The organism is Trueperaceae bacterium, from assembly GCA_036381595.1.
Taxonomy (GTDB): domain Bacteria; phylum Deinococcota; class Deinococci; order Deinococcales; family Trueperaceae; genus DASVCN01.
In genome coordinates this window covers 55,960-68,240 of the sequence record DASVCN010000035.1, presented here as the reverse complement: position 1 = coordinate 68,240, position 12,281 = coordinate 55,960, and the positions used below count along the sequence as shown (strand labels likewise).

The 12,281-nt window shown below is 66.5% G+C and carries 13 protein-coding genes; 7 read left to right on the top strand and 6 right to left on the bottom strand.

Annotated elements, in window-relative coordinates:
- Positions 1-57 precede the first annotated feature (57 nt).
- Positions 58-543 (bottom strand): hypothetical protein, encoded by a 486-nt coding sequence (locus tag VF168_12695; protein HEX7005036.1) that lies wholly within the window; start codon positions 541-543, stop codon positions 58-60.
- Positions 544-812: 269 nt separating this feature from the next.
- On the opposite strand from VF168_12695, the gene VF168_12690 reads away from it, so the two are divergent.
- From VF168_12690 to VF168_12670, 5 genes are read left to right on the top strand one after another with little or no spacing between them, the layout of a single operon-like run.
- Entirely contained in the window at positions 813-1,385 is a 573-nt protein-coding gene (locus VF168_12690; GenBank protein HEX7005035.1) for a hypothetical protein, read from the top strand.
- Positions 1,386-1,390: 5 nt separating this feature from the next.
- Positions 1,391-2,476 carry an AAA family ATPase gene (locus VF168_12685; GenBank protein ID HEX7005034.1) on the top strand — a complete coding sequence of 362 codons (1,086 nt, stop codon included), beginning with the start codon at positions 1,391-1,393 and terminating at the stop codon, positions 2,474-2,476.
- Between the two features lie 12 nt (positions 2,477-2,488).
- A complete protein-coding gene (locus tag VF168_12680; protein ID HEX7005033.1) occupies positions 2,489-3,481 on the top strand; it encodes a DUF58 domain-containing protein in 993 nt (330 codons plus the stop codon).
- Positions 3,482-3,497: 16 nt separating this feature from the next.
- Positions 3,498-4,544: a VWA domain-containing protein gene (locus tag VF168_12675; GenBank protein ID HEX7005032.1), complete on the top strand. Its 1,047-nt coding sequence runs from the start codon at positions 3,498-3,500 to the stop codon at positions 4,542-4,544.
- 13 nt (positions 4,545-4,557) lie between these two features.
- Positions 4,558-5,520, top strand: a complete 963-nt coding sequence (locus tag VF168_12670) for a VWA domain-containing protein (protein ID HEX7005031.1) — start codon at positions 4,558-4,560, stop codon at positions 5,518-5,520.
- A 67-nt stretch (positions 5,521-5,587) separates the two neighbouring features.
- Here VF168_12670 and VF168_12665 read toward each other — a convergent pair whose 3' ends face one another.
- The gene (locus VF168_12665; protein HEX7005030.1) at positions 5,588-6,067 is read right to left on the bottom strand and encodes a hypothetical protein; all 480 of its coding nucleotides are present in this window, start codon (positions 6,065-6,067) and stop codon (positions 5,588-5,590) included.
- A 241-nt stretch (positions 6,068-6,308) separates the two neighbouring features.
- Here VF168_12665 and VF168_12660 point away from each other — a divergent pair, with 241 nt between their 5' ends.
- Positions 6,309-7,574: a lactate racemase domain-containing protein gene (locus VF168_12660; GenBank protein HEX7005029.1), complete on the top strand. Its 1,266-nt coding sequence runs from the start codon at positions 6,309-6,311 to the stop codon at positions 7,572-7,574.
- 403 nt (positions 7,575-7,977) lie between these two features.
- Here VF168_12660 and VF168_12655 read toward each other — a convergent pair whose 3' ends face one another.
- The 3 genes from VF168_12655 to VF168_12645 form a co-directional block, all read right to left on the bottom strand.
- The gene (locus tag VF168_12655) at positions 7,978-8,745 is read right to left on the bottom strand and encodes an ABC transporter permease (GenBank protein ID HEX7005028.1); all 768 of its coding nucleotides are present in this window, start codon (positions 8,743-8,745) and stop codon (positions 7,978-7,980) included.
- The gene (locus tag VF168_12650; GenBank protein ID HEX7005027.1) at positions 8,738-9,742 is read right to left on the bottom strand and encodes an ABC transporter ATP-binding protein; all 1,005 of its coding nucleotides are present in this window, start codon (positions 9,740-9,742) and stop codon (positions 8,738-8,740) included. The genes VF168_12655 and VF168_12650 overlap by 8 nt, the downstream gene beginning before the upstream one ends.
- Before the next feature lie 70 nt (positions 9,743-9,812).
- Positions 9,813-10,304, bottom strand: coding sequence for an SRPBCC family protein (locus VF168_12645; GenBank protein HEX7005026.1), 492 nt, complete (start codon positions 10,302-10,304; stop codon positions 9,813-9,815).
- Positions 10,305-10,387: 83 nt separating this feature from the next.
- On the opposite strand from VF168_12645, the gene VF168_12640 reads away from it, so the two are divergent.
- A complete protein-coding gene (locus VF168_12640) occupies positions 10,388-10,954 on the top strand; it encodes a CGNR zinc finger domain-containing protein (GenBank protein HEX7005025.1) in 567 nt (188 codons plus the stop codon).
- Between the two features lie 10 nt (positions 10,955-10,964).
- Here the strand turns inward: VF168_12640 and VF168_12635 are convergent, their stop codons facing one another.
- Positions 10,965-12,146, bottom strand: a complete 1,182-nt coding sequence (locus VF168_12635; GenBank protein HEX7005024.1) for a GGDEF domain-containing protein — start codon at positions 12,144-12,146, stop codon at positions 10,965-10,967.
- Between the last annotated feature and the right edge of the window lie 135 nt (positions 12,147-12,281).

The following is a 12,281-nucleotide window of genomic DNA, read 5'->3' as shown; positions in this document are numbered from 1 at the left end:
CCGGCCCGCCGAGATCGCGCGTCGGCCGCCGCGAACGCCGCGGGACTCTGCTCCCGGTCAGCAGTTCGACACCGCCAGCCGCCTCTCCTCTTCGGCGAGGAGTTGCAGGAACTCCCTGGCGATCGGTTCGAGCCTCGCCACGTCACGATCGCGGCTGACCTCTCGGAAGTAGGGGAACTGGGCGGCCCAGGAGCGCGCCAGCGAGGCTGGGCTTCGCGCGAAGAAGTCGTCGGGCAGGGCCCGGAGCGAACGCCGACCGAACAGCGACCGGTACCAGAGCGAGTGAGTGCGCGAGAACTTCGCCAACGCTCGGCGCCGGGCGACGCGCCGGGCACGCCGGCAGGCGTCGAGCGTGAGCTTCCGGCTCAACGCCCGTTCGAGCTCGAGGAGGGAGGGGAGGCGCGCCGAACGCCCCGACTGCCGATCCGGGCTGCCGCCCGTCGTTAGCTCACGGCTCTGCCTTGCGGTCCTCGCCACTCGCAGCCGCTGGACCTCGGACACCAGTTGCTGCTGGTGATCTTTGACGAGTCGGTAGTCGACCATGCGTTCCCTTCCCTTCCGGCCGCGGGAGGCGGGCGCTCGAACTACGGGCTATCGCCGCCCTGTAACCTGCCATCAGGTTATGTTGGTGTCGTGTAACTTGTCAAGCGGGTTTGCTGGTTATTCTGGATCCGTCCCTCACGTGGGGTCGAAGGCCCCACCTCCGAGGTTGGACTGCAAGCCGTTCCGCCGGGCGGGCATCGACGGCGTGTCTTCTCATCAAACCGCCGCCATCCTCACGTCCATCACCTGAACTGCTCATAGCATGCCGCATGGGGCAGCGGCAGCGGGGGAGCCGCCACTCACCGTGGTGGGATTCCGCCCGTTTCGGACGGATGATCTCGGTAGTGGCCGGTTCGGTGGTTGTCGTAGCCGCCTTCGCCGTCGGTCGTCTGACGGCAGATCGCACGCCCTATCCCGTCTACAGCTGGAGCCGGTCGGCCCTGGACCTCGTCCAGTTCTCTCGGCAACCGGACGATCCGCGGGAGCTGATCCCGTTGCCCGGCCAGGGACTTCCCGGCGGCCAGGGCCAGTCCCCTCAGCAGGCCGAGTGCCCCCTCTACTTCTATCAGGAGGGGCAACTCTTCCGGATGCGCCCCGGCGCTGGAAGGCCCAACGGGCCTATGGGCCAGGGGAACCCCGAACTCTTCCCGCTCGAGCCGGTACCTCCTCCCTCTTCGCCGTCACCTGCCCCGGCGCCTCCCCGGCCCCCGGAACAGCAGGAGCCGTTACCGCCGTTCTTCAGGGCGCCCGGTGTTGCCGGAGCGCCAGCGGATGGACAGCTGTTCGTTGCAGGTCTCCAGGTCGGGCCGGAGCCGAACGCGATCCGGTCAAGGGGGAGGTAGCGCAGATGGACGACCCTCGCGAGAGAAGGGCACTCGATGGCGTCACGGCGGAAGGCGGACTCGAGCCGCGGGTGGTGGCCGACGCCGCCTCCAAGCTCCGCGGCCTGCTGCTCGAGGTGAAGAAGCGGATCGTCGGTCAGGATCTGATGCTCGAACGCATGCTGGTGGCGCTGCTCGCCCGCGGTCACGTACTCATCGAGGGGGTCCCAGGGCTAGCCAAGACGCTGGCGATCCGCAGCCTCGCCGAAGCCCTCGGAACCACCTTCAAACGGATCCAGTTCACCCCCGACCTGGTTCCGGCCGACCTGGTGGGGACACGGATCTACAACCCGAGAGATGGCGAGTTCCACGTCGAGATGGGCCCGGTAGTGGCCAACCTGATCCTGGCCGACGAGATCAACAGGGCTCCGGCGAAGGTGCAGTCGGCCCTCCTCGAGGCCATGCAGGAGCGTCAGGTGACCATCGGCCACGAGACGCGGGCCTTACCCGACCCGTTCCTGGTGCTGGCCACCCAGAACCCTATCGAGTCGGAGGGCACCTACTTCCTGCCCGAGGCGCAGGTCGACCGCTTCATGTTCAAGGTGACCATCGACTACCCCTCGGCGTTCGAGGAGATAACGATCGTAGAGCGGGTGTCGGCCCGTTTGGAGCCGGTGAGGGTGCAGCTCGACGCCGATGAGCTGAGGACTCTGCAGGCACTGGCCGACGAGGTGTTCGTGCATCCGGCCGTCATCGAGTACGCGGTGCGTCTCGCTCGCGCAACCAGGGACCCCTCTCAGGTCGGCCTTGCGGAGCTGAAGGAGCATATCGCCTACGGCGCCAGCCCCCGTGCCAGCATCAACATGATCCTTGGGGCGAAGGCTCTGGCGCTGCTTCGTGGCCGCGAGTTCGCCCTCCCCGGTGACGTACGGGATCTGGCGCCCGAGGTGCTGCGGCACCGGGTCACCCTCTCCTACTCGGCCCTGGCCGACGGCGTCGACCTCGAGGAGGTGGTGGCAAGGATCGTTGACGCTCAATCGGCCCCGGCCACGCACCTCGGCGATCCGCACGGGCGCGGCCGGTCGGCACAGGGGCGACCGGCGTTCGGCTGAGCCGACGACTCGATGGTGGCACTCTTCTTCGCCCGGCATCGACCGGCGGTACCAACCCAGACCCTCCCAGGCGGAACGCCCGGCCCGGGCAGCTACCTGGGTGAAACGCCGACGCAACTCCTCAAACGTATCGAGTTCAGGATCCTGAGGCGGCTCGACGGCTTCCTCTTCGGCGATTACAGCGGTCTCTTCTATGGACCGAGTCTGGACTTGGCCGAGGTGCGCGAATACCAACCGGGTGACGAGGTACGCCGCATCGACTGGAACGTCACCGCTCGCTCCGGAACCCTGCACGTTCGGCAGTACCGCGAAGAGCGTGAGGTGCGGGCGTGGCTGGTGGTGGACCTCTCATCCTCTATGGCGTTCGGAACCAGACGCGTGCGCAAGGAGGAGTTGGCGTTCGAGTTCGCCGGCCTCACCGCGGCGGTCGTCACCAGGCGCGGCAACAAGGTAGGCGCGCTGAGCTTCTCCGAAGGCGACATCTCGCTCTCCCCCCTCGGCGGCGGCCGCCGCGCGCCACTCGAGCTGATCGGCACCCTGCTCCGGACCAGCGCCAGCAGGGAGAGGAGACCGAACGGGCCGCGGCCCACTCTCGCTTCGGCCCTTGCCGAGGCGAATCGGATCCTGAAACGCAAGGCACTCGTTTTCGTCGTCTCGGACTTCATAGAGCCGGAAGGAGGCGAGCGGCGGTGGGAGTCGGAGCTGCGCCGGCTCGCCCTGCGCCACGAGGTGATCGCGGTGAAGATAAGCGACCCCGCCGAACGCGAGCTCCCGCTCGCAGGCGACCTGCGGCTGCGCGACCCCGAGACGGGCAGGGAGCTGTGGGTGGACACCGCCGACCCGCGAGTAAGGCGGGAGCACGCTCGGCTGGTGGCAGAGAGACAGGCGGCGCTCACCCAAGCGTTCAGGCGATCGAGGGTGGACCTGCTCGAGATCTCGACCTCCCAAGGAGTGGTCGCCCCGGTGGTGCGCTTCACCCTCTCGCGGCGGGGACGCCGGCAGTGACGGTGCGGTGAGGACGATGACTTTCCTCTGGCCGAACGCGCTGCTGTTGGCGCCGCTGCTCCTCGGGACCGCGCTGTTCACCTGGTGGCTCGCCGACAGGAGGCGTGCCCGCTCTGCCGGGAAGCTCGCCGATGAGCGGCTATATCCGAGCGTCGTCCGGCCACCGCTACCCTCGCGGACCCGTTCGCTGCGCCTGCTACAGCTCCTGGCGTTGGCCGTCCTGTTGCTGGCGGCAGCCCGTCCCCAGGCGAGCCCACCGCTGCCAGCGAACAAGGCGGCCGTCGTCATAGCCCTCGACGCCTCCCGGTCGATGCTTGCCGACGATGTGGACCCGAACCGGCTGGAGGTCGCCCGGAACCTCGCCAAGCAGTTCGTGGAGAGCGCGCCGGCCTCGGCACTCCTCGGGCTGGCCAGCTTCTCCGACTCGGCCTTCGTTCTCGTCCCCCCTACGAACGCCGGCGACGAACTGCTCGCCGCCCTCGAACGCGTGCAGGCCACGAGCAATACCTCGCTCGCCGCCGCCATCGTGGCCGGCGTGAGGATGCTGCCGGGACGAGGCGAGGCCGAACCACCCGAATCGCTGAGCGGCGCGGGTCGGGACCTGCGATCGACCGCCGGCGGGGGGAGCGTGGATCCTCCCGAGCCCCTGCCGCCAGGGCGGATCCTGGTGCTCTCGGACGGCGTGTCGAACGTCAGCGCCAATCCGGGCCTGCCGGCGAACGAGGCGCTCGAGCTCGCGCTCGATTTCGCCGAGGAGCAGGAGGTGCAGGTCTACACCGTGCCGGTGGGGAGCGTAGGCGGAGCGGTAACGCACATAGACGGCCAGGACTACTTCATTCCCTTCGACGGGGAGACCCTCGAGCTGATGAGCGAGCGCACCGGAGGTCAGCGGCTCGACGCGGGCGATCCGGAGGGGTTACGCGAGGCGTTCCGCGACCTGGGCCGCGAGATCCGCTGGGAGGCCGCCGAGGTCGAGATCTCCGCGCTGCTGACAGGAGTCGCCCTGATACTGCTGCTCATCGCCGCCACCGTGGGGCTGCGGACGAGCCGCCGCCTACCGTGAAGGGAGTCGACAAATGAGTTTCCTCTGGCCGTGGGGACTCGCCCTCCTCGCACTCGCGCCACTGCTGATCTGGCTGTACTTCCGCAGTCTGCGGTCGGCCGCGCGAGCGGTCACCATGCACCCGGATCTCGCCCTCATAGCCCGCGCCAGCGAGACCGGCAGGAGGTGGAGGAGGCATGTCCCTGCCTTCATCTACCTGGGCACCTGCACGCTGGCCCTCTTCGCCCTCGCCCGTCCCAGCCTGCCCGCGCCGGAAGCCCATCCGCAGGCGGCGATAATCCTGGCGCTGGACTCGAGCTGGTCGATGCGGGCCACCGACATAGAGCCGAGCCGCCTCGAGGCGGCCAAAGAGGCGGTCTACTCGTTCCTCGATGACGTGCCGGACAACATCCGGGTGGGACTCGTCACCTTCGGCTACTTCGCCAACACCGTCGCGCCACCGACGCGGGATCACGATCTGCTTCGCGAGGCGATCGAGGAGCTCACGCTGCAGCGCGGGACCGCGATCGGCGAAGCGTTGCTGGCGAGCGTGGCGGCCCTGCCCAGCCTCGAGGAGCGCCGTGCCGCTGCCGACGATCCGAAGGACCTGGCAACCGTGATACTCCTCTCCGACGGCCAGAACCGGGGAGGGATCGATCCGGTCACCGCTCTCGAGATGATAGTGCCCGAGCAGGTCACCGTGCACACGGTCGGCGTAGGCACCGATCGCGGCGGGGGCGGTGACTGGGGGCCCGGCGGTTACAGCCGGGGCTACCGGTTCGACGAGTCGACCCTGAGGCGCATCGCTGCCGACACCGGTGGACGCTACGTCTTCGTCGACAACGCCTCCGACCTCAACGACGTCTACCGAGAGTTGGGGAACTCTCTGGTGTGGCGGATGGCACCGGAGGAGGCGACAGGCATATTTTCGCTGGCGGCCGCACTCCTCCTGCTGCTGGGCATCGTGGTGGCCGAGTCTCAGCGCCGAGTCTACTAGCGAACGGGCGGCTCGCCGCGGGGACGAGCCGCCCGTGGTTCGACACTTCCTGCAGTTGACCGGCGGCTCAGCCGCCTTCTTCCACAGGATGCCCTTCGGGGCTCACGATGTACCAGATGGTAGGGGCCTGCCCGCGCCCCTGGCCGTTTATCTGGCCAGGTTCGGTGTCACGAGCGAAGTAGTAGAGTGGCCAGCCGTTGTAGACGGCCATCTCCATACCGTCGAACTCGGCGGTGTAGAGGAGCTCCTCGTCGATCCCTTCGCCCGCCTCTACCGGCGCGGTTATCGGCGGCCAGGCCTCGAGGCAGCCGCCGGTGCAGGAAACGGCGTTCGAGCGGACCCCTTCGGTCATCCTCTCGGGATCGCTCGACTCCATCTCCTCGTTTATGAACAGGTAGAGGGTGCGCCCATCGGCGTCGGTGAGGTACGAACCGTACTCTTCGCTCTCCATGGCCGTCACGCTGGTTGGGCTTCCGTCCTGGGCGAACGCCACGATCAGCGCGCCCAGCGCCAGAAGCGCCGCGAACATGATCCTCGTCTTCATCATCTCCCCCTGGGAAGTCTCGTCTCGTCGCGTTTGGTTGCCTGGATTCTGCCCGCCGGATCAGCTCGATCTCATCCGCACCCCCTCTCGCTCTTAGGTATGCGGGCCGAGCCGGATCGGATGCATTGCGAGCGAAAGGTACATCTGGGACTCAGGTGAACCGCCGGAGCGGGCACCGGGCAGCGTGGCCGCACGGCGCGTCGCGGGCGAGCGACACGCAAGGGGGCGGGTCGTAGACTGCGACATGCTCATCACCGAAGTCGCTCCGCCGGGCCGGAAGCTGGCTGCCGAACGTGTCCGCGAAACCCTCGCAGCGGGGCTGGGCGAGCACACCGGCGAACGGGTCCTGGTGCTCATCCCCGACCACACCCGGACGATCCCTCTGCCCATGCTCTTCCGGGAGGTCGTCCGGCTGCTGCAGGGCGCGGCGCGACTCGACTTCATGGTCGCGCTTGGTACCCACCCGCCGTTGAGCGAGGAACGGCTGCTTCGCCTCGTCGGCCTGACGCGCGAGGAGCGGGAGGGGCGCTACCGGCAGGTAGGGATCATCAACCACGCCTGGAACGACCCAGGAGTCCTGGTGCCGATCGGGACCCTGTCCGCAGACCGGATCAAGGAGATCGCCGGCCGGCGCTGGCACCCGACACTCGGTGGCGACGTCGAGGTACGGATCAACCGGGCGGCACTCGAGTACGATCACCTGATCATCGTTGGCCCTACCTTCCCCCATGAGGTCGTCGGCTTCTCGGGGGGCGCCAAATACCTCTTCCCGGGGATCAGCGGTCCCGAGATGATCAACGTGACTCACTGGCTGGGCGCACTGTCGGGTGTACGCGGAACCATCGGCATCAAGGACACGCCGGTGAGGGCGATGATCCATGCCGCGGCCGAGCTGGTGAAGACCCCGATCACGCTGGCTGCGATGGTGGTCGAGGGCGACGGTCTCGCCGGACTCTTCGTCGGGAACTACCTGGAGGCGTGGTCGGCCGCGGCGGACCTCTCGAGCGAGCGCCAGATCCGTTGGGTGGAAGAGCCGTTCCAGCGGATACTCTCGGGCGCGCCGCCGATGTACGACGAACTGTGGACGGCAGGCAAGGCGATGTACAAACTCGAGCCGGCACTGGCGGAAGGCGGAGAGCTCATCATCTACGCGCCGCACCTGGACGAGGTGAGTGAAGTCCACGGCCGTTACATCCGCGAGATCGGCTACCACGTCCTCGACTACTTCCTGGCGCAGTGGCCGCGGTTCGAGCAGATCCCGCTGGGGGTTCTCGCCCATTCGACTCACGTGCGCGGCGATGGCTCATATGAGGACGGAGTGGAGAAGCCGCGAGCGAAGGTCACCCTGGCGACCCGGCTGTCGCCGCAGGAGTGCGAAGAGCTGAACCTCGGTTACCTGGATCACGACGAGATCGATCCCAGCGAGTGGCAGGGGCGTGAGGAGGAGGGCATCCTATACGTGCCGAAGGCGGGAGAAACGCTGTTCAAGGTGAGGGCTCGCCGAGACTGAATCCCGGGGCCTCGAGTCCACTTATCTTCTAGCTGGCCGTCAGAAATCGAACCCTCTCGAGAAGGTCGGGACTGGGCCGGCCAAGGGCACACGGGTGCACCTTCAAATCGCTCCGACGTCCGAACAGAACGAGTACGTGACTGTCTATTGCCTCGGTTTCTTGACCGTCGTCGAGGTAGTACAGTGTTGCCCCTCGACGCGCCAGAGCGGCGGATGGAGCGATCAGTCCGGTGGCGCCCCCTCACGCAGGCGCCGCGCCTCACGTTGGCATTCTGGCCAACTGTCCAATCCACCGGAAAGGAGGTCCATCGGCAACCCCGGGCGGCGGTTCGCTCTCTGGTGCCGAGTTCTCCACCCATAGCAGCGCGCGTACCGGGAGCCCGCCAGCCGATCCGCCCGGGCCTCAGTACTGCCCCAGCAGCCCTTTGTTCATCGCCCTGCGCTCGGCCAACTTGTAGAGGAACACTCCCAGGCCGAAGTAGAAGAGCGCGTTGACCAGCAGCAACAACCAGTCGGAGGCCGCGAAACCCGTGAGCGAGGTGCCTTCGGCCATCGCCTCGCGCACCATGGAGGCGCCGCGAACCACCGGCAGCAGCTCGAACCAGGGCGTGAGGAGAACCGGCACGGTGACGAGCGCCGCGAAGATGAACTGGGCGATCTGCAGGAGCGCCTGGATGTGCTTGAACACCAACGCCAGCCCCGCAACCATGAAGCCCACCCCCAGCATGCAGAGGATCGTGAGCAACACCAACGGCACCAGCGTGGGCACGTCGAACACCAGCCACTCCTGGGCGGTAGCCATGGCCATCAGCAGCATCAGCGCGATGACTATCAGATTGACCAGGACGTTCCCCACCATCCGGGCGAGAAGGATGCGCCAGGCGGGAACCGGTGACATGTAGAGCTGCTCGAGCGTGCCACGCGTCGCCTCCTGGGTGATCTCCCAGCCGATCCCCTGCATCGCCATAAGCGAGAGGAACCAGAGCACCATGATGACTATCAGGTACTGGTTGCTCTCCCCGGCGTTCTCTGGCGAACCGAGGGCGTTGATTCCCCAGAAGAACATGAGGAAGATGGCGTAGAAGGTGACGATCATACTGATGGTGTTCGGCAGGTAGCGGCGCATCTCGATCGCCACCTTCCTGATGTTGGCGGCAAGGACGTTAAGCATTCGCGGCCTCCTCCTTCGGCCTGTCGACAGCCGGTGCCGCCCTGCCGTTGCTGCCGACCAACTTGCGGAACACCTGCTCGAAATCGACGGGGGTGCGATCGATCGCATCTATGTGGCTTCGCTCGAGCCTGAGGATCTCTATGAGGTCGTAGATCTCGTCCGACTGGCGCAGGTCGACCCGGACGCTGCTGTTGTGACCGTCATCCTCGATCGTCAACGCCGGGAATTTGGCTTCCAGTGCAGCCCGCTGTCTGGCGCTGAGGCTGCCGACCAGCGAGATGGTGTAGGCACGGGTGTCGAAGAGCTTGAGAAGGTTGCCGACCTTGTCGTCGACTACCACCTTGCCGTCGCTCACGATCACGGTCCGCTCGCACAGATCCTGCACCACAGACATGTCGTGGGTGCTCAGGAGGATGGTGCGCCCCTCCTCGCGAGCGATGCGGTTCAGGTGCTCGCGCACTTCATAGCCAGTCTCGACATCGAGGCCCAGCGTCGGTTCATCGAGCAGCAGTACTTCGGTGCCCGCCAGCATGGCGACGGCGATGGCGAGCTTCTGCTGCATGCCGCGGGACAGGTTGTTGACAAGCTCGCCGGCCTTCTCCACGAGATGGAAACTGGCGAGGAGTCGTTCGATGTCGGCACTTGTCGAGCGGCGGGAGCGGCCTCGGTTCCCCGCGAAGTACTCGAGGTTCTCCCTAACCGTCAACCGCCAGTAGAGGTTGCGGTTACCCTCCAGAACGGCACTTATATGCCTCAGCGCCTTCTGCCTCTGGCGCTGGTTGTCCACCCCGCAAACGCGAACCCGGCCCGAGTCGGGCCTGAGCAATCCGCAGATCGTCTTGATGGTAGTGGTCTTGCCGGCCCCGTTCGGCCCCAGCAGACCGAGGACCTCGCCCGGCTGCACCAGGAACGACACTCCATCGACCGCCGTGACGAGTTCCTTGGAGTTCCGCTTGCGATATCTCTTGGTTATGCCGTCGACTTCGATGCTAGCCACTGCTCAACTCAACTCCACTCCGGCCCGCTGCCGCCCGAGCATTATCGGTTACCGAGGGCCGGACCGCCTCCTACGAAGGTTGCACTCCTCCGGCCGCCTTCGTCAGGTACTGGCCCAGGATGTAGGGCCATCCGCCTTCCGATGCCATCGCCTCGCGGTAGGCCGCCCACTCTTCACCGTGGCGGGCGAAGTGCCGGTGGCAGAACTCCAGATCGGTGCTACCGTCATCGCGGGGGCTCCAGACGACCTCGATCTCGCTGCAGCCGACCGGATCGGGGACGGGGGCCCGCGAGTAGGAGATCTGCCAGGTGAACCCGATCCGTTCGGGCGGCTCCCAGAGGATGACGCGGCCCCAGTCGCAGCGGAAATCGTGAGGCCCTACTTCGAAGCAGTGGCCGCCGACTCTGCCCTCCATGCCGATGAACCGGAGGCCGTCGCCCGACCAGGTGTAGATGCTCGGATACCAGCTTCCGAAACCGTCGGTGAACAGCGCGAACGCCTCGGGTCGGGGAAGCGGTACCACTCGCGCGATGCAGAGGTTGTCGTCGCTCGAGTCTCCCATGTCGATCGAAGCGTACCCCGACGCAGGTAGCGCCCCGGTCGGCCGACGAGCGGTAACTAGTTACTGTGATACGTTGGTTACGTATGAGGAACCCGGAGCAGTTGCGGATCGGCAAGAAGCCAGCCCCCGGCGATCTCGCCTACCTACAGGGGTTCGTGAACACGGCCGACCTGGAGTCGGGCCGGGACGACTTCGCCAGCAGAGAGGCGTTGGCGGGGTGGCTACGGCATCACGGCCTGCTGGACGAGGGAACCGGGGTGAGCGAAGAGGAGCGCCTGCGTGTCGTCGAGTTCCGGGAGGCGTTGCGTTCGCGCCTCGGGGCCAACAACGGGGAGCCCCTCGACCCCGACTCGCTCGACAAACTCGAGCAGGTCGCGGCAGTCGTGCCCCTGCACCTCCATCACCTCGATGACGGAGGCGTCGAACTCCACGCCGCCGGCGATGGAGTCTCCTTCGCCCTCGGCGAACTACAGGCAGTGATCTACCGGGCCATGCTCGAGGGGACCTGGAGCCGCCTCAAGACTTGCCAGAGCGACAGCTGCCGCTGGGCCTTCTACGATGCCTCCAAGAACCGATCCGGCACCTGGTGCAGCATGGAGGTGTGCGGCAATCGCACGAAGGTGCGCAGCCACCGTCAGCGGAAAGGCTGAAACCGGCGAGTCACTCGCTGGCCGTTTCCAACTCGGGCGGGCCGCTCATCACGACTCGGTCGCGACCCTTCCCCTTCGCCTGATAGAGGGCGTCGTCTGCCCTCTTGATCAGGTCGCGGGGCAGTTCACCGATCTCCCAGGTCGCCCCACCTATGCTCACCGTCACCTTGCCCACCTTGGTGAACGGATACTCGCGGACCCTCGACATTATCCGCTTGGCCAGCTCGAGCGCTTCGGCCCGCTCCGTCTGCGGGAGGATGAGCACGAACTCCTCACCACCCCAGCGGCCGAGATGGTCGCTCGCTCGCGACTCGGCCGCCAGGAGGGCAGCGACCTCCCTCAGAACCTGGTCGCCGGCGGGATGACCGTGCGCGTCGTTCACCCGCTTGAACTGATCGAGGTCCAGGAGGAGTAGGGAGAGGGCGTCGCCGTACCGCTCCACCCGCTTGACCTCCTGCCCCAGCACCCGTTCCATCCGCCTGCGATTGCCCAGCTCGGTGATGAAGTCGGTGTGAGCCAGATGCTCCATCTCGGCGTTCGCGCGGATCACCCGCTCGGTGTAGCGCGCGAAGATGGTCATGGTGACGATCAGGACCGCGCTGGATACGAACAGCTGGCTGAGCGAGAAGAGAGCGTGCGTTTCACCCGCGATGACGCTGTCCCCGACGAACGGCAGCGCCAGCAGGAGCGAGAGCATGAAGTGCCCGGCCGAGACCCGCCAACCCCTGTCCACCCCCAGGATGAAAAGGAGGCTGGCGTAGAGGGTGGGGAACCAGAAACCGAAGCGGCTCAGCTGGTCCGTGATCTGGTGCGGCGTCTGACCGGGGAGGTAGAGCGCTATGCCGAGTCGGATCAGGAAGAAGGTCGACAGTACCGCGAAGGTGGCTAGTTCGAGACGCCGAACGCTCCGGCCCGCTCTCATCAGAGCGATCAACAGCCCCGCGAGCAGACCCGCCATGAACAGGTAGGAGACGATCTCGGCCAGGTTCCTCTTCCCCGAATAGAACTCGATGATGCTCCCCAGCAGCAGGGCGAAGACGCCGCCACCCAGGCCGAACATGTATCCCATCCGTTTCACGGCTGCTGGAGTTGCTGGCTGCTGGTTGCCGTGAGGTTCGCGCGATGAACCCTTGCCGGCACCCATCTCGCTGCCCGTAGTCGAACCGTAAGCCCCGTGAGAACCCCTGGCCACAACCAAGGGTATTCGGGCGGTACGACGGAGGGAGTGAATGATTTTCCAAGCGGACGCGCGGGGTAAGAAGGCTCTCATCTTCCCGGGCGCCCTGCCTACCGACCGCCGGGCACGCTCGAACCGGCCCAGCCCTGA

Bases quoted from the DNA above. Each gene is read 5' to 3' on its own strand.
- VF168_12695 (HEX7005036.1), bottom strand. From the start codon at position 543: ATGGTCGACTACCGACTCGTCAAAGATCACCAGCAGCAACTGGTGTCC.
- VF168_12690 (HEX7005035.1), top strand. From the start codon at position 813: ATGGGGCAGCGGCAGCGGGGGAGCCGCCACTCACCGTGGTGGGATTCC.
- VF168_12685 (HEX7005034.1), top strand. From the start codon at position 1,391: ATGGACGACCCTCGCGAGAGAAGGGCACTCGATGGCGTCACGGCGGAA.
- VF168_12680 (HEX7005033.1), top strand. From the start codon at position 2,489: ATGGTGGCACTCTTCTTCGCCCGGCATCGACCGGCGGTACCAACCCAG.
- VF168_12675 (HEX7005032.1), top strand. From the start codon at position 3,498: ATGACTTTCCTCTGGCCGAACGCGCTGCTGTTGGCGCCGCTGCTCCTC.
- VF168_12670 (HEX7005031.1), top strand. From the start codon at position 4,558: ATGAGTTTCCTCTGGCCGTGGGGACTCGCCCTCCTCGCACTCGCGCCA.
- VF168_12665 (HEX7005030.1), bottom strand. From the start codon at position 6,067: ATGATGAAGACGAGGATCATGTTCGCGGCGCTTCTGGCGCTGGGCGCG.
- VF168_12660 (HEX7005029.1), top strand. From the start codon at position 6,309: ATGCTCATCACCGAAGTCGCTCCGCCGGGCCGGAAGCTGGCTGCCGAA.
- VF168_12655 (HEX7005028.1), bottom strand. From the start codon at position 8,745: ATGCTTAACGTCCTTGCCGCCAACATCAGGAAGGTGGCGATCGAGATG.
- VF168_12645 (HEX7005026.1), bottom strand. From the start codon at position 10,304: ATGGGAGACTCGAGCGACGACAACCTCTGCATCGCGCGAGTGGTACCG.
- VF168_12640 (HEX7005025.1), top strand. From the start codon at position 10,388: ATGAGGAACCCGGAGCAGTTGCGGATCGGCAAGAAGCCAGCCCCCGGC.